This is a genomic window from Streptococcus fryi, assembly GCF_053206505.1.
Genome location: NZ_JBRUGW010000041.1, coordinates 1 through 15,926, shown reverse-complemented (window position 1 = coordinate 15,926; position 15,926 = coordinate 1). Strand labels below are relative to the sequence as shown.

At 35.6% G+C, this 15,926-nt stretch carries 17 protein-coding genes and 2 pseudogenes; 18 read left to right on the top strand and 1 reads right to left on the bottom strand.

What is annotated here, in order from left to right; genetic code table 11:
* Positions 1 to 186 precede the first annotated feature (186 nt).
* The 9 genes and pseudogenes from ACVRZH_RS09030 to ACVRZH_RS08990 form a co-directional block, all read left to right on the top strand.
* Positions 187 to 416: pseudogene (locus tag ACVRZH_RS09030) on the top strand (helix-turn-helix domain-containing protein); the annotation flags it as partial.
* 104 nt (positions 417 to 520) lie between these two features.
* Positions 521 to 1,051 (top strand): isochorismatase family protein, encoded by a 531-nt coding sequence (locus ACVRZH_RS09025; protein WP_447454966.1) that lies wholly within the window; start codon positions 521 to 523, stop codon positions 1,049 to 1,051.
* Between the two features lie 31 nt (positions 1,052 to 1,082).
* Positions 1,083 to 2,127, top strand: a protein-coding gene (locus tag ACVRZH_RS09020) for an IS630 family transposase (RefSeq protein ID WP_447454965.1) whose coding sequence is annotated in 2 segments (ribosomal slippage) — positions 1,083 to 1,514 and positions 1,516 to 2,127 — 1,044 coding nt in all. Because the reading frame shifts where the segments join, the coding sequence is not laid out codon by codon here.
* A 156-nt stretch (positions 2,128 to 2,283) separates the two neighbouring features.
* Positions 2,284 to 3,732 (top strand): flotillin family protein, encoded by a 1,449-nt coding sequence (locus ACVRZH_RS09015; RefSeq protein WP_447454964.1) that lies wholly within the window; start codon positions 2,284 to 2,286, stop codon positions 3,730 to 3,732.
* A 130-nt stretch (positions 3,733 to 3,862) separates the two neighbouring features.
* Positions 3,863 to 4,792 (top strand): metal ABC transporter solute-binding protein, Zn/Mn family, encoded by a 930-nt coding sequence (locus tag ACVRZH_RS09010; protein ID WP_447454963.1) that lies wholly within the window; start codon positions 3,863 to 3,865, stop codon positions 4,790 to 4,792.
* Positions 4,793 to 4,813: 21 nt separating this feature from the next.
* Positions 4,814 to 7,627 carry a pneumococcal-type histidine triad protein gene (locus tag ACVRZH_RS09005; protein WP_447454962.1) on the top strand — a complete coding sequence of 938 codons (2,814 nt, stop codon included), beginning with the start codon at positions 4,814 to 4,816 and terminating at the stop codon, positions 7,625 to 7,627.
* 219 nt (positions 7,628 to 7,846) lie between these two features.
* The gene (locus ACVRZH_RS09000) at positions 7,847 to 8,653 is read left to right on the top strand and encodes a formate/nitrite transporter family protein (protein ID WP_447454961.1); all 807 of its coding nucleotides are present in this window, start codon (positions 7,847 to 7,849) and stop codon (positions 8,651 to 8,653) included.
* A 330-nt stretch (positions 8,654 to 8,983) separates the two neighbouring features.
* Positions 8,984 to 9,382, top strand: coding sequence for a ribosomal maturation YjgA family protein (locus ACVRZH_RS08995; protein ID WP_447454960.1), 399 nt, complete (start codon positions 8,984 to 8,986; stop codon positions 9,380 to 9,382).
* A 2-nt stretch (positions 9,383 to 9,384) separates the two neighbouring features.
* Entirely contained in the window at positions 9,385 to 10,026 is a 642-nt protein-coding gene (locus ACVRZH_RS08990; RefSeq protein WP_447454959.1) for a GDSL-type esterase/lipase family protein, read from the top strand.
* 19 nt (positions 10,027 to 10,045) lie between these two features.
* Here ACVRZH_RS08990 and ACVRZH_RS08985 read toward each other — a convergent pair.
* Positions 10,046 to 10,908, bottom strand: a pseudogene (locus ACVRZH_RS08985) (IS982 family transposase).
* A 348-nt stretch (positions 10,909 to 11,256) separates the two neighbouring features.
* Here ACVRZH_RS08985 and ACVRZH_RS08980 point away from each other — a divergent pair.
* From ACVRZH_RS08980 to ACVRZH_RS08940, 9 genes are all read left to right on the top strand, one after another.
* Positions 11,257 to 11,682, top strand: coding sequence for a hypothetical protein (locus ACVRZH_RS08980; RefSeq protein ID WP_447454958.1), 426 nt, complete (start codon positions 11,257 to 11,259; stop codon positions 11,680 to 11,682).
* Between the two features lie 12 nt (positions 11,683 to 11,694).
* A complete protein-coding gene (locus ACVRZH_RS08975; protein ID WP_447454957.1) occupies positions 11,695 to 12,246 on the top strand; it encodes a hypothetical protein in 552 nt (183 codons plus the stop codon).
* Positions 12,243 to 12,551 (top strand): DUF4176 domain-containing protein, encoded by a 309-nt coding sequence (locus ACVRZH_RS08970; protein WP_447454956.1) that lies wholly within the window; start codon positions 12,243 to 12,245, stop codon positions 12,549 to 12,551. Before ACVRZH_RS08975 ends, ACVRZH_RS08970 begins: the two co-directional genes overlap by 4 nt.
* A gap of 72 nt (positions 12,552 to 12,623) precedes the next feature.
* Positions 12,624 to 13,016: a hypothetical protein gene (locus ACVRZH_RS08965; RefSeq protein WP_447454955.1), complete on the top strand. Its 393-nt coding sequence runs from the start codon at positions 12,624 to 12,626 to the stop codon at positions 13,014 to 13,016.
* 85 nt (positions 13,017 to 13,101) lie between these two features.
* Complete coding sequence (locus ACVRZH_RS08960; protein ID WP_447454954.1) at positions 13,102 to 13,674, top strand: hypothetical protein; 573 nt, start codon at positions 13,102 to 13,104, stop codon at positions 13,672 to 13,674.
* The gene (locus ACVRZH_RS08955) at positions 13,649 to 13,951 is read left to right on the top strand and encodes a DUF4176 domain-containing protein (RefSeq protein ID WP_447454953.1); all 303 of its coding nucleotides are present in this window, start codon (positions 13,649 to 13,651) and stop codon (positions 13,949 to 13,951) included. The genes ACVRZH_RS08960 and ACVRZH_RS08955 overlap by 26 nt, the downstream gene beginning before the upstream one ends.
* Before the next feature lie 241 nt (positions 13,952 to 14,192).
* Positions 14,193 to 14,426, top strand: a complete 234-nt coding sequence (locus ACVRZH_RS08950; protein ID WP_156011227.1) for an Imm74 family immunity protein — start codon at positions 14,193 to 14,195, stop codon at positions 14,424 to 14,426.
* A 20-nt stretch (positions 14,427 to 14,446) separates the two neighbouring features.
* Positions 14,447 to 14,605, top strand: coding sequence for an ADP-ribosyltransferase family protein (locus tag ACVRZH_RS08945; RefSeq protein ID WP_447454952.1), 159 nt, complete (start codon positions 14,447 to 14,449; stop codon positions 14,603 to 14,605).
* 24 nt (positions 14,606 to 14,629) lie between these two features.
* Positions 14,630 to 15,619, top strand: coding sequence for an ADP-ribosylglycohydrolase family protein (locus ACVRZH_RS08940; protein ID WP_447454951.1), 990 nt, complete (start codon positions 14,630 to 14,632; stop codon positions 15,617 to 15,619).
* The last annotated feature ends 307 nt before the right edge of the window (positions 15,620 to 15,926 follow it).

Here is a 15,926-nt window from a genome sequence, read left to right as displayed (position 1 = left end):
TTCTCCTGAACTCAATCCCATTGAACAGTTTTGGGCTACTCTAAAAAGAAAGGTGACTGAGTTGTTAAGAACAGGATGTTCTGTTCAATCTGCTTTAGAATACTATTTTAAAACTAAATGACTATATTTGAATTGTTAAAGAAGTCGTGATAAAATGATTATAAGTAATAGATTGGAGGAAATAGAGTGGGAAGCTTATTAGCTACTAGAATTAAGAGCAGAAGAAAAGAATTGAAATTATCTCAGAAAGAATTAGCAGAAGGTATTTGTAAACAAGGTCAAATTAGTCGTTTGGAGAACGGAGAATATACTCTAGGTTCAGAATTATTACATCAACTGGCTAAAAAACTTAATTTTAGTATGGATTATTTTTTGACGAGCAAATTTTGAATGAGAGTACAGAGCTTATTGAGTTTTAAAAAATAGCTAAAACATTCATTACTCAAAGAAATTATAATTCATCATTTTACAATGTAAAAAAATTTTTTGAAAAGTTAGTAGAAATAATGGAGTATAGTTTATGAAGGCGTTGGTTATTTTAGATTGTCAAAATGGAATGTTTTCTAGAGGAAAATTTGAAATACTTAGAAAAAATATTTTGAAATTACAACGAATTTTTAAATCGAATGGGGACATCATTATCAGCACAAAACATATTGACAATGATAAAGAAAGTATTATTTATAGTGGAAATGTAGATGGACTTTTGGATGAGCAACTATCCAAATCTTCCAATTTTATTATAGAAAAAGATTCTCCAAATATATTTAAAAGTAAAGAGTTGAATGATATTTTATCAGATTATCAAGTTAATGAAATTGTTATTACAGGTTTTAATGCTGAGTATTGTTGCCTATTTTCCTCAATCATTGCTTCAGATAGAGGTTATAAAGTTACGTATATTGAGGATGCAACTGCAACAGTTAATAATGGAGATACTTATGAAATGCAAGATTTAGACATTATTGATTTTGTGGGTTGTATATTAGATTGGTCAGGAGAAGTTGAGGTTTTATATTTTGATGAGTTCAGAAAAAAAATTAATACTTAACAAAAATCAAAACCTGAAATATAATACTCATATGATATTTACACAAGATCAAATCACAGAACTCAACTCAGCCTTGAAGAATAAACAGCTCTCTTCTTATCACAAACGGATTCAAGCGGTCTATTTACGCTCACAAAACTTGACTTACAAGGCTATTTCTGACTTAATCGGTTTATCTCATGATACCATTTGGCGTTTGGTAAAAAAATATAAACAAGAAGGTCTCTCTTCTCTAACCCATGATGCACGAGGAGGCCGTCATCGTTCTTATCTCACATACGAAGAAGAAAAAGCGTTCTTAGAAGAACAGTTTGTTGGTAGTGCTTCAGGACAATTTGTCACCATTGCAGAGATGCATGAGGCTTATCACATTAAAATCGGGAAAGAGACAACTCGAGAAGGATTTTATGCGCTGCTGAAGCGTCACGGTTGGCGCAAAGTGACACCAAGACCCGAACACCCTAAAAAAGCAGATGCCAAAACGATTTTGGCGTCTAAAAATAAAATCTACTTTCAAGAAGACAAGAAAGCGCTTTAAGCATAGCTGTCGTTACCATAAAGTCAGACTTATGTACCAAGATGAAGCAGGGTTCGGACGGATTAGTAAAATTGGGAAGGCCTGGGCACCAAAAGGAGTGCGTCCGTATGTTCATAGCCACTATGTCCGAGAATACCGATACTGCTATGGTGCTGTCGATGCCAACACAGGGGAATCTTTCTTCATCATTGCTAGGGGGTGCAATACCGATTGGATGAATGTATTCCTCAAGCAATTATCTGAAACCTACCCTAATGACTATATCTTACTTGTGATGGATAAGGCTGTATGGCATAAGTCACGGGCCTTAGAGAAGCCTGCCAATATTGGCTTTACATTCATTCCACCTTATACGCCTGAGATGAATCCGATTGAGCAAGTCTGGGCTGAGATTCGTAAGAGAGGATTTAAGAATAAGGTCTTTAAGACGCTTGATGATGTCATTGATACGCTACAAGAGGTGATACAAAGCCTGCATTGGTCTGTGTTGAAAACGATTGTTCATAGAAATTGGTTGTTTTCAGATTTTGATATTTGACAAGTATAAGATTGTCAAGGCATGAGATAGGATAACCATTTAAGGTGAAAAACCGACCATTTGGGATATCTTTAACTAAAAAGGTCAAAAAGGCGTATAATAAAGCTATCAAAACGATCATCATCAGAGTGGTGATGATCAATAAAGGAGGTTTTTATGTTTGATTTAAGTTTGATTATCTTGGTGGTTGTGATACTGTTAGCCATTGGTGTATTTGCTGCTGGTTTTGTGTCTGCTTCGCCAGGTGAGATAAAAGTCATTTCAGGACCACGTGGTCAGCGAGTTGTTCATGGTAAGACGGGCTGGAAGGTTCCAGTATTGGAGCGTGTTGATAAGATGACAGCTGGCATGGTATCAGTTGATGCTAAGACAACTGATTTTGTGCCTACCAATGACTACATCAACGTTAAGGTAGATGCGGCGGTCAAAGTTAAGATTGGTACTGATCGACCTGAATTGTTTAAGGCTGCGACGCGTAACTTTCTCTACAAAACACAAGAAGAGATAGCAGATGAAGTGAGAGATACTTTGGAAGGTCACTTGCGTGCGATTATTGGTCAAATGAAATTGGAACAAATCGTGACAGACCGTGTATCATTCTCTGAAAAAGTCCAAGAAAATGCGACTCGTGACTTAGAAGAAATGGGACTAGAAATTGTCGCGTTCAATATTCAAGGTTTGGTAGATGAAAAAGGTGTTATCGAAAACTTAGGTATTGATAATACAGAGCAAATCCGCAAAGAAGCTGCAATAGCTAAGGCAAAAGCTCAACAAGAAATTGCTAAACAACAAGCAGAATCTGATAAATTAGCTAACGATGCACGTATTGCAGCAGATTTGGAAATTGCCCAAAAGCAAAACGAGCTGGCAAAACGTGAAGCAGCACTGAAAGCAGATGCAGATACAGAACGTGCCAAAGCAGATGCGGCTTATGAAATACAGTCACAAATCCAACGTCGAGATATTGAACGTGAAACAGCCGAAGCTAACATCGTCAAACAGGAGCAAGAAGCGCTTGTCAAAGAGCAAGAAGTTAAGGTAAAACGTCAATCTCTTGAAGCAGAAGTCAAAGCTCAAGCTGATGCAGAACGCTACGCTCAGGAACAACAGGCACAAGCTCAACTCTTTAAACGTCAAAAAGAAGTTGAAGCTGAAGCTTATGAACGTAAGCAACAAGCCTTAGCTGACAAAGAGGCTATGTTGGCTGAAGCTGAAGGTATTCGTGCTAAAGGTGAGGCAGAGGCAGCAGCTATTGCGGCTAAGTTAAAAGCCGAAGCTGAAGGTCTTGAGAAAAAGGCAGAAGCTATGGCTAAAATGAACCAAGCTGCTATTCTTGAAATGTACTTCAATGCTCTTCCAGATGTGGCTAGAGCAGTGGCTGAACCATTGAAAAATATTGATTCAATCACTATGTACGGCGAAGGTAATTCTGCTAAAATGGTATCCGACATTACTAAATCTATGACACAAGTCCAAGCAGGATTAAATGATGCTGTTGGTCTAGATGTCAAACAATTGCTAAATACCTTAGTCGGTGTCAAAGCGAGTTCACCAATGATTGAAACAGCAGTTGCAAATGGCATGACAAAGGGTAAAGATGCTTAATCAGTTTCTAAAAGAGCTTGGTAGTTACCAGCTCTTTTAGCATTTTCTTCTGATTTTTATTGACAACACAAAGCGTTAGTGATAAAATTAACTTAATTGGTTAATTAACTGGTTAACAAAAGGAGCATTTATGAAAAATAAACGTTGGATGATGCTAGGTTTACTATTTAGCGTCATGTTCATTTTAGTCGCTTGTGGTCAAAAGACAGATCAAACAGAAGGTGGCTCACCAAAAGGTTTAAAAATTGTAACGAGTTTTTACCCTATCTATGCCATGGTTAAGGAAGTTTCTGGAGACCTAAACGATGTCAGGATGATTCAATCTGGTGCCGGTATTCATGAATTTGAACCATCAGTTTCTGATGTTGGTGCGATTTATGCAGCTGATGTCTTTGTGTATCACTCTCATGTTTTGGAAAGCTGGGCTGGAAAACTTGATCCCAATCTTGAAAATTCTGACGTTAAAGTATTAGAAGCATCGAAAGGGATGTCATTGGAGAGAGTTCCAGGTCTTGAAGATATTGAAGTGTCAGAAGGCATTGATGAAGCAACACTCTATGACCCACATACATGGGTAGACCCTATTTTAGTTGCTGAAGAAGTACGTATTATTGCTAAACAATTAGCTGAAGTTGATCCAGAGCATGAAGAAACCTATAAGGCGAATGCTGAAGAATTAGCTAAAAAAGCTGAAGAATTAGCTAAAAAATTTGAAGTGATTTTTTCAAAGACAAAACAAAAAACATTTGTCACACAGCATACAGCATTTTCATATGCAGCTAAGCGTTTTGGCTTGGAGCAATTAGGAATTGCTAGTGTTTCGGCTCAAGAACCGAGTCCAAGACAGTTAGCAGAGATTAAGGAATTTATTGATACGTATAAGGTTAAAACCATATTTGTCGAAAGAGGTGTTTCTGATAAAATGGCTAAGACCTTAGCGACATCAACAGGTGTGGAGTTAAAGGTTTTAGAACCTTTAGAATCAGACCCACAAAACAATTTAACATATCTTGAAAATTTAGAAGCCAATTTGACAGTGCTTGCAGAAAGTCTAAAATAGGAAGAAGGATTTAAACATTATATGAAAAAGAAATATCTCTATACTTCGGTAGCAGCGATTGCTTTAAGTTTAGCTAGTTATCAATTAGGACGTCATCAGCAGACAACGCAAACACAAGATAATCGTGTTGCCTATATTGAAAATAATGATGATAAGAAAAAGTCAGTAAAAACAGAGAAGCTTACTCCAGAGGAAGTGAGTGCAAAAGAAGGTATCAGTGCGGAGCAAATCGTTGTTAAGATTACTGATCAGGGTTATGTGACTTCACATGGTGATCATTTCCATTATTATAATGGTAAAGTTCCTTTTGATGCTATCTTAAGCGAAGAGCTTATCATGAAGGACCCTGCTTACAAGTTGAAAGATAGTGATATCATTAATGAGGTAAAAGATGGCTATATTATAAAGGTTAATGGCCAATATTACCTTTATCTTAAAGAGGGTGTAAAGCCATCAAATGTTAGAACAAAAGAAGAGTTAACGAAACAACAAAAAGAAGGCCATACTAATGATACCAAAGGCCATTCTTCAAAAGAAAAACAGCGTGATGCTAAAATATCTAGTTCGCAGTCGTCTGCTTATCGAACTGATGATGGCTATGTTTTTAAACCTACAGATGTTATCGATGATTTAGGGGATGGTTTTTTAGTACCTCATGGCGATCATTTCCATTTTATTCCTAAAAAAGATTTGTCCCCAGCAGAATTGTCTGCTGCTCAAAATTATTGGAATAGCAAATCTAAGAGTGGAGCAACAGCGAAACCGACTGCTAACAATAAGCCAATGACTAATCCTAGTCATACTAACAGTCGTACAGAAGCCAATTCAAATGATTTAGGAAGCCTATTAAATCAATTATATGCTTTGCCTTTATCACAACGTTATCGCGAAGCTGACGGTCTTGTATTTGATCCTGCTCAAATCAGTAAACGTACAGAATCAGGAGTTGTTGTGCCACATGGCGATCACTTCCATTTTATACCATTTGCGAGACTTTCTCCTTTAGAAAGAGAAATAGCACAATCTATTCCTATTGGTCATAGTCATATACCGGAACAACCTAAGCTTGATTCAGTAAAACCGATTGTTGATGATAAGCCAAATACAACTGTAGAAACCTCTAAACCATCTCTAGGTTCATCTCTAAAACCTCATCTTTCTAGTGAGACACCAAAAGTAAGCTCACTGACTTACTTTGGTCGCCAGATTATGCCTTATGGTAAGGGATTGGATGGTAAGCCTTATGACACTTCAGATGGATATGTCTTTAGCAAAGACTCTATTGATACTGTTGACGATTCAGGATTGACTGCTCGTCACGGTGACCATTTCCATTATATTGGCTTTGGAGAACTAGAAGGGTACGAATTAAAACAAGTCGAAGATTGGGTTAAGGAGCAAAGAACAGATGTTAAACCTGAGCCTCAGCCACAACCTAGTCAGCCTAAAGAAGAAGTAACAAAACCAGCATTTATTGCTCAAATGGTTATTGCCAAAGAAACTCGTGGTGGTAAGGTGGGCTATATTATCATTTCAGACGGTGTGACACATTTTTACAGCCGTGATGAATTAGATCTTACTCAGATTTCATTTGCTGAACAACAACTGATGATGGCTTCACAAAATGATTATATTCTTGATGTTGTTAGTCCTAAAGGGAATGAATTGGCACCAAAATTCTATTTGTCTGCCAAAGCAATCAAATTGCATGCTGCTTATGCAACATATGATACAGGAAAAAGTTTCATTATTCCACACGTTGACCATATCCATGTCGTTGATTACAGTTGGTTGACTAAAGAAGAGATTGCTAGTGTAAAATATATCATGCAGCATCCTAAACTCAGACCTAGTGCTTGGGTTGGAGGACATGATGACGAGATTGAAGATGATCATAGTCATGAAACAGAAACAGCTAAGGAAACTACCCATGTGACACCAATTAATGATCGTTCAGGTCTGGCAAATTGGCAGATTCTCTATTCAGAAGAAGAAATCAAAGAAGCTAAACAAGAAGGTCGTTATGTTACAGAAGATGGTTATATTTTCTCAGCAGATGATGTATTGGCATCGGGTGCTGTCTTCAATGAAGAGACTAATCAGCTTGGAATTCCACAGCCCAATAGCAGTAATTTGCGTTATCTTTCAAAAGAAGATCTTTCTGAAAAAGAGTGGTCAGATGCTTTGAAACGTTATAAAGAGAAGTCGACAGATACTTCAACTGAAGCAAATACTACAACTGATAAGGCTGAATCAGAGACATCAGCTCCAGAAGTGAAAAAAGAAAAAGCTATCGACGTTTATAACCGAGCTGTAGCAGCTAAAATTATTCCTGTAGAGCAAATGCCATATAACTTGGCCTATGCTGTAGGTTTCAAAAATGATAGAATTATTGTCCCTCATCATGATCATTACCATAATATTGTGGTACATTGGTTTGACGATGTCTTCACAGCACCGGAAGGCTACACTTTAGAGGAATTATTTGCAACCGTGAAGTACTATATTGAGAATCCAGACGATCGTCCAACATCATCAGATGGTTGGGGAAATAGCAGTCCTTTAGCTCATGGTAATACGTCAGAGCCAAAACCTGCTGAACCTGAAGAAGAGGAAGAAGTCGAAGAAGAAGAGGAAGAAGATGAGTTCGAGATTAGTCTGAAAGCCTATGCTTCTGATTTTGGTATGGACCTCAATACCTTTAGGAACAAATTAATTTCAATTGCTTTAGCTAATAAAGTTAGTATGGAAGCATTTAGTTATCAGCCAGAAGCGGGTACAATTAGTTTTGTTTCAGGAACTGGAGAAACAGTAACAGTATCCATTAAAGATTAAAAGACGTTAGATAGCACTAGTCGATTATGACGTGGTGTTATCTAACCTCTTTATTTTGTTGGCGTATAGTTGTTACTTAGATGATTTAGTGGGAATAGAGTCTCAATAAATGAAAACGTTTTTTTATCTGATAAGACTTACTATTTTGTGATTTTTTTGCTATACTCATATATTGGAAAGAGTTATTATCAAAACTTATAATTAAAGAGAGGTAGTTCTATGTCTGAACATAAAAGTCCCTTAATTAATGCTATTGATAAAAGCATTAAGAAAAAAGCTGAACTGATAGAACGCAGTTATACAGCTTATTCAATTCGTGCCTTTATGGCGAGTATGTATCTTGCAATTGGTTTATCTATTTCAGTATATGTTGCGGATAAACTAAACCATATTGTTGAAGGTACAGGTAAATTTGGTTATGCCTTGATGTTTGGTTGGTGTTTGGTGATGATTGTTTACATGAATGCTGAACTCGGAACATCAAATATGATGTACATGACGTCAGCTATTCACCGTAATGTTATTCCAAAACGTTCAGCACTTCGTATTTTATTGACTTGTATCTTATTTAACTTTATTGGTGCAGTAGTGATTAGCTACCTCCTTTCATTAACAACACCTTATCAAGTGGGACATGTGTATCCTGATAGTTACCTCTTTGAAGCAACGACTGCTAAATTAGCTAAAGATCCATTAACGCAGTTTGTTGAAGGTATCTTTGCAAATATCGTGGTCAATATTGCTGTCTTTATTACGATGCGTATGAAAGACGATGCCGGTAAGGTAATTTCACTTATCTTTATCATTTTCATTTTTGCCTTCCTTGGATTTGAGCACGTTATTGCTAACTTCTCAACTTTCTCATTAGCTTATTTTGCCAATGGTGGTCCAGTAGAAGGTATGACAGTTGCCAGTGTGTTATCAAACTTCCTGTTCTCAGGTTTAGGTAACTATGTTGGTGGTGGTATCTTTATTGGTTTGATTTATAGCTGGTTGAATGGTAAAACGAGCTTGTACTTAGACTAATTTCACCAAAATACTGATTGACTATATTAACATGGGCTTGGATTGTTATCCAAGCCTCTTTTGATAGATGACCTTTTATGAACCTATGTTTGTAACTTTGAAGGCTCTTTGTCAACTGTAAGACAATAATTGTATGACATTTGTTAATGATAAATCGTTTATCTATTTTAATTAGATTGATTACGAGTTATAACTTACTTGGTGTTTATGACTTTATTAAGCTGATTGACAGCTTGTGTTTTATATTAATAGTTGCTGAACTTTAAAATATGTTAGTCAAAAAACAGTTTGTAGAAGTCAAGGTATTTAGTCTATGTTATAATTAAGACTATGAAAAAACGGATATATTATTTTGCTTGGTTGCTCCTGGTTATTATATTAGGACTGATTTCTAGAAAGATTGCTATTTTACCTCTGTTTATCGGAGATAGTCTCTGGGCAATAGCTGTTTACCTTGGCTGGCGCCTATGGTTCCCCTATGCTCCAATTAGATACATATGTTCTTTAGCTTTATTATCAAGCTTTATAATAGAATTTTCTCAATTACTTATGCTGGATTGGTTGATTTCATTGAGGCAGACAAGATTAGGTTATTTGCTTTTGGGGCAAGGATTTTTGGTTGAAGATTTATTCGCCTATGGGATAGGAATAGCATTAATCGGTTTATTAGATTACAAATTGTTAAAGCATGTATTATTTAAAGATAAAACAAGGATAAAGAAAGGATAGTTATGGGTCTACCAACACCACAAGAAGAGCGTTATTATGAACATTTAAGGCAAAAAAGGCGATCTTTATTTTCCGAATTAAATCAAAAGGATGACGAACAAGCAGAGATTATTTTTATCGGTGATTCTATCACTGAGTTCTTTCCTATAACCAAATATTTGAAAACAAATACTAGCATGGCTAATAGGGGGATTGCTGCGAGTCGTACAGATCACATACTGGAGCACATCAGTCTGCATGTTTATGGTAATCGTTTGCGTCAGGTGATTTTGTTGATTGGTGTCAACGATTTGGGCTACGGTATTGCACACGAAACCACACTTCAAAATGTACGCCAAATAATTGATCGTATTCTAGATGATTATCCTTTTATAAAGATAACATTATTAGAGCTTTTACCAGTTAGTCAGGATGAAAAATACGCTAAAACCGTTGGATTAAGAACTAACGACGCTATTCAAGAACTTAATAGTGCTTATGCGATGATTGCTAATAGTTATTTTAATGTGGAACTGGTACCCCTCTATAAGGCTTTTTTAAATGATAAGCAGCAGTTAGCTGAGCGTTGGACACTTGATGGGCTCCACCTTAGTCAAGAAGGCTATCAGCAATTGGCTAAACACATAACACCTTATTTGATTTAATATGATACTACCCGTGGTGCTAGTTGATTTCAAAATACTTCAAATTATAAGCTAGTATGAATTGTTCAAGTCTCAATTGTAATCCAGATAGTCCCCTAGCCAACGTCTGCTCAATATCAAATAGAGAACAAAGTTCCGCAAAGCGAGTTTCAATTGTCCGTCTCCATGCTAGTAACTGCCTGTTGTTATGTTGCTTTGCGCCGACCATGTTTTGACGCAAGGGCGTCCACAAATGATAGCCTTTATGCCCCAACTTATCTTTTAGCTCTTGACTGAGATATCCTAAGTCCGCAAGGACAACAGTTTGTTTACAGCCTTCTAGCAGTTCATCAACGACTTTAATATCATGGACAGAAGCTGGTGTCACAACATAGTTCAACATAACACCTGATAATGTGACCAGCATATGAACTTTAAACCCATAGAACCATAAGTGTTTAGAGGCATTGTAGCCAATATCAGCTAAACCTTTGAAAACCTTCGCTTTGTGATTGCGGATAGCTTGGCACAAAGGCAGAGGAAAACTGTCCATGATCACAATGGTATCTGATGAGATTGGCTTATTCAACGCTTGACGAATGAGTTGAACCACCCCAATAAGCTGTCGTGTCCGTCTATTAAAGCGACTTCTCTCCAGTAAGTTTCCGCCAAAGAAAAGTGACAGACTCTATAGAAACGGCGTTGAGAGGTTATTCCTAACTCAGCTTGAAGTAATAATAAAACAAGAAGTGACACATCAGAAACCTTAGATAAGCCAACATTTTTACGATGTTTTATTGATTTGGGACAATAATCACGATAACATTGAGAACATATTTGAGTTAATTGTGCTATACTCCATTGTAAATGATGGGATTTTGCAGTATACTGTAAGTGGCTCAAGAGAACTACCTCCTGTCTGTTTTGTCACTTACAGTATAGCTCTTTTGGGATTTTTAGTATACTTTGACATCAACTAGCACCACGGGTACTAAAATAGAAAAAAATAAAGTGATTATTTTTTTAAAAAGCATCATCTTAAGTTTAGTTGCTTATCCAATTTTACTAGTAATTGGCATTGGAGGGAACAATTATATTCAACTTTTATTGTTTGGATTCATTGGAATATATAGCTTAGTATTTATTAAATTTATTGATTTTCAGCCTAATATTGAGCATAAAAAAATCTATTTAAAGACAAACTATAAGAAAAGTCAATAGTTTAGTCTAAAAAATGTATTGTTTTTGCCAATGAATTTTAGAAATCACAGCAGAGAAATTGGTTTAGTTACAGCTGTTTATGACTATACTTCACAAGTAAATTCAGGTACAAGCGAGGCTAACGCCATGATTAAAACGACTGCACATGTTGGGATTGGCTATATGGCTGGAAATGTTGGTGCTGCTGCTGGATTAAAAATCGGTGCAGCTCTAGGAACCGTAGCTATTCCTATCCCAGGTGTCGGGACTGTAACTGGTGCAATTATTGGAGCAGTTGCTGGCTTTGCAATAGGTGTGGGACTTTCAATTGCTGGTTCCAAGTTTTTTGACACTATTTACGATGAGCATGTGGCTGAGCGTATTGATAATGGTTTGAAAAAAGTTAATGAAGTAGCTCGTAATGTCGGTGATGCGGTGTCTGGGTGGTTTTCTAGTCTTGGCTCTGCATTTAGTTAGGAAATTAAGAGTATGAAAATTTTACTTAAAGACTATTTTGTTGTCGGTAGTTTTGAACAAAAATCTGTTTTTATTAAAAACGATTATCAATTGCCATATTACATGAGTAAAAAAGATATCGAAACAAAAACAGGAGGAATGAGGGTACCAGTTGGAGTGACATTTGTGATAACTATTATGATACGGAGCATCGACTCGAAAAATTTGCACCCCAATCCCTTATTGTTACTAATTGGCTTCGTAATTGTATACTTATCTGTCGAAAGAATGGTGCGAAAATATGCAGAGCAGGATCATGAAGTTAATAAATATTATTTTGAAAATGATACTTCGCTTTTGCAATTTATTAAAGAAAATCAAAAACGAAATAATATGATGTTAATGATTTTTATAATCCTACTATTTTTTACTATTCTATTTGGGATACTCTATTTTTTAAGCCATTCTTTTATATTTCTCTTGTTCTCAGTTCTCTCATTTTTTTGCTTTGCATTATGGTCCAAGTATCAAATTTTTAAACGCATGTTTGTTTTATATAAAATCAAAAAGGAGTTAATTCGATGAAATATTTACCTATTGGGACGGTTGTCCAATTGAATAATGGACAAGTAAAACTTATGATTGTTAGTCGTTTTCCGTTATATGATAATAGTGGTAAAATTGGTTATTTTGATTATTCGGGCTGCATTTATCCTCAAGGTACAGTTGAGAATCAATTTTACTATTTCAATTCAGATGATATTAAAACTGTTTGGTTTGAAGGTTACATTGATGAGAGTGAGGAAGCAGCACAGAAAACGTTTGAAAAAGAAGTGGGAAATATCACTTATCCAAAACTTAGTATTACGGATTCTAGCAGTATAGGTTAGTAGGAGATAAAGGTGGTAATTGATTTAGATAACAACATTATAACTCACTTCAATTTTACGAGGTGATTAAAAATGTTTGGATTTATTAAGGAGGAAAAACTATATATTGCGACAACAAAACTAAAAGTTCCAGTCCTTCCGACAAGCCTTGGTGTTTTTGCTTCAATTGCTTTATACACCTATCTAGGAGATAAGACGACATCAGGTCTATCCCCATTATTACTTTCTCTGGGATTTGGTTTGGCAATAGGAGGTTTAGTGGCTTTGTCTTTTTTAGCAATCACCGTGCAGATTCACGATTTTGATGAGAGTACACTTGATTTGCCTAGTTTTTTAATAGAACAGATGAAGTTAATCAAACAATTGTGGAGAGTATTATCTTTTCTGTTGTTTCTTACCTTATTGACTGCTACTATCTATTTGCTAACTGATGAGGCTGTTTTTTTAGTAGGGCTGGTATGGTAGCTTTTACTTTATCTCTTTTATATTTTACTGGCTTGCATGGTAGAAAAAGGGTAATTGATAAGTTACTAGTAGAAGGAGGTTTATAGTGATAATAAAATCTTTTGACTTTCTATCAGTTGGTGGAATTGATGGGGAAACAGCTGTATTTTATGATGAAGTGCATAAAAGATATTATACTGGAAAATCTACCACTCCGACTAGATCTAAAGGTTATGTACTTGGGGGATCAAAAATTATTATTTTCTATGGTATAGTACGCTTTTTAAATGCTTCACTCACCGTTAACGGATTTCTTCCGCTGTTGATTTGTTATGGGTTAGCATTCATAGCGTCAAGAAAGTTTCTTGCTAGGATTGCTAAGACAGAATATATAGTAGAGCCAATAGAATTTTCAAAAGAGCAAGAGCTGTTATTTTTAGAAGAACAGTTAAAAAAACAGAGGCCTATAAAATGTATTTTAATCATTTTACCAGTTGTAACCGGACTAGTATCCATTGGTTATTTATATACTAACCAATTTTTATGGTTGTTTATGGCTAGTTTGTTAGCTTGGTCTAGTTTTATGGTAATAGCGTTTTTCGGTAAAACACTCTATAAATTTAATAAATTATATAAAAATGTGAGGGATAGTTATGATAAAAAAATTACCAATTGGTAGTGTAGTCCAATTAACAAATGGTCAAGCTAAACTAATGATTATAAACCGTTTTCCACTTTATAACAATAATGGAGAAATAGGGTATTTCGATTATTCCGCTTGTTTGTATCCTTCAGGAGTGATAGATAATCAATCGTTCTTCTTTAATCAGGAAGATATAACAAAGGTTTGGTTTGAAGGTTATGTAGACGAAACTGAGGAAGAAGCACAAATGCTATTCAATTCAGAGAAGGGCAATATTAAGTATCCACGATTAACATTAAAAAATATCCTATAGTTATTTAGTGTTAATAATCAATAAAAATCAAATTAGTAGACTAAATCTTTTTAATCATTATTGTTGCATGCGGAACAAGTTTCTGGGAAAATTCGAGCGGTTGTAGGTAACCAATTAAGACCTGGAAATATATGGGAAAATATAGAATTGCCGAGGTTAAAAGCAAATCCAAATGTTACTCAAATTATCACAATTGACCCTAAGACAGGTATAGAAACAATAATATTTAAGAGGTGAAATCATGAAAATTTCGGGGACAAAATCATCAATCACTTTTGACTTGGAAAACGGGCATATTTTAAGAGCAGAAGGTGAATTATTAGTTGGAAAAAAATTTGTAGTTTACAAAGATAGCATGACCCATTGGGACCCGCCCTTTGAAAAAGACCTAGTATCTTTACAAGATGTTGAGAATATTATTGCCATAGTAAAAAGTATGGAAAGTGAGAATACAGTGCATATAGAATTTGTATAACTACTTAGTGAATTGGGAGATTGCGGCACCAAAAGGAGCCAAAGGGAGGTATGTTAAATGAAATTAGTGAATACCCTAGTGAACTTGAATTGTTACTCAATTCAAATTCTAAATTTCTAATCAGTGAAGTTATCGAAAATGGAAGCAACGTTACGATTAAAATGACATTGCTACAATAGATAAAGACAGATAAAGGAGAAACAATGAGGTTACATGAAAAATGGATAGAAGACTCTAGACAAATGGGCTTACTTGCTGTGAAAGAACAGCTACAGGCAGTTATCTATGGCTTAGCTATTGGTGATGCTTTAGGTGTTCCAGTTGAGTTCAAAGAAAGAGGGACCTATAGTATTACGGATATGATTGGTCATGGAACTTATAACCAACCTTTGGGAACTTGGTCCGATGATACCTCTTTATCCTTGGCATTAATGGAGCATCTTTCAGAGTGTTCTGATTTACCAGCATTAATGGATAAATTTGCGGCTTATCGCAATGGCTATTTGACCCCATACGGTGATTGTTTTGATATTGGAATTGGAACCAATCAGGCTATTGAACGCTACTTGTCAGGTGTTTTCCCTGAAGAAGCAGGTGGACAATCTGAAATGGATAACGGAAACGGGGCTCTGATGAGGCTTTCTCCTTTAGCGATTCTATTGCAAGAAGAATTTGATTTTCCTGAGAAAGTAAAAATAATTGAAAGATATACAAAAATTACCCATAGACATCCAAGAACTGTAGTTGCATCAATCTTATATATTCAAATACTTATTGGCTTGTTATTGAATAATAATCTAGAAAATACAATAAAAGGAACAAAAAAAATATTTCTAGAATCTTTCGATCAATCTCACCCTTACAGGAAAGAGTTTGAAGAATACTATGCAGACTTATTCAATAAAGAATTTTTAGAATTAGCATCTTCTGAAATAGCTTCTACAGGCTATGTTGTAGATACACTAAAAGCTGTGATTTGGTGTCTGGGGACCACAAATAGTTTTGAATCTGCAGTTCTAAAAGCGGTCAATCTAGGTGGCGATACAGATACTATCGGTGCTATTACTGGTACATTAGCTGGTGCTCTTTACAAGATTGAAAGTATTCCAGAAGAATGGATACAGAAACTTGCTAATAAATCATTGATAGATGAAAAAATAAAAGAATTTCTTACCTATTTTCAAGTAAAATAGTATCAAAAAATGGGAATTTTAAACAAAGAATTATTATTATTCTAGTTCTTATTTGTATAAAATGAGTTTTAGCAGAGTTTTTGTTCTGCTTTTTCACAAGCTATGGGCTATAAAATCAAATTCGACGATATCACCTCTCTCCAGATAAGCACCCAGACGACCATTGGTTCATGGGGTGAGTCTGTTTCTAGTCTGAACACAGCTATGTCAGGTTTCATCAACGACCCCAACCTCCAAGGTCAAGCAGTTACGAGTATTCGGACTTATCTGAGCGAAGTTCACGGCACGTTCTTGCAGACATTAATCA

Coding starts and splice junctions, on each gene's coding strand:
- ACVRZH_RS08995 (WP_447454960.1), top strand. CDS start 8,984: ATGAAAAAACGGATATATTATTTTGCTTGGTTGCTCCTGGTTATTATA.
- ACVRZH_RS08980 (WP_447454958.1), top strand. CDS start 11,257: ATGAATTTTAGAAATCACAGCAGAGAAATTGGTTTAGTTACAGCTGTT.
- ACVRZH_RS08955 (WP_447454953.1), top strand. CDS start 13,649: ATGATAAAAAAATTACCAATTGGTAGTGTAGTCCAATTAACAAATGGT.
- ACVRZH_RS08975 (WP_447454957.1), top strand. CDS start 11,695: ATGAAAATTTTACTTAAAGACTATTTTGTTGTCGGTAGTTTTGAACAA.
- ACVRZH_RS08990 (WP_447454959.1), top strand. CDS start 9,385: ATGGGTCTACCAACACCACAAGAAGAGCGTTATTATGAACATTTAAGG.
- ACVRZH_RS09010 (WP_447454963.1), top strand. CDS start 3,863: ATGAAAAATAAACGTTGGATGATGCTAGGTTTACTATTTAGCGTCATG.
- ACVRZH_RS09000 (WP_447454961.1), top strand. CDS start 7,847: ATGTCTGAACATAAAAGTCCCTTAATTAATGCTATTGATAAAAGCATT.
- ACVRZH_RS08970 (WP_447454956.1), top strand. CDS start 12,243: ATGAAATATTTACCTATTGGGACGGTTGTCCAATTGAATAATGGACAA.
- ACVRZH_RS09015 (WP_447454964.1), top strand. CDS start 2,284: ATGTTTGATTTAAGTTTGATTATCTTGGTGGTTGTGATACTGTTAGCC.
- ACVRZH_RS09005 (WP_447454962.1), top strand. CDS start 4,814: ATGAAAAAGAAATATCTCTATACTTCGGTAGCAGCGATTGCTTTAAGT.
- ACVRZH_RS08965 (WP_447454955.1), top strand. CDS start 12,624: ATGTTTGGATTTATTAAGGAGGAAAAACTATATATTGCGACAACAAAA.
- ACVRZH_RS08950 (WP_156011227.1), top strand. CDS start 14,193: ATGAAAATTTCGGGGACAAAATCATCAATCACTTTTGACTTGGAAAAC.
- ACVRZH_RS09025 (WP_447454966.1), top strand. CDS start 521: ATGAAGGCGTTGGTTATTTTAGATTGTCAAAATGGAATGTTTTCTAGA.
- ACVRZH_RS08940 (WP_447454951.1), top strand. CDS start 14,630: ATGAGGTTACATGAAAAATGGATAGAAGACTCTAGACAAATGGGCTTA.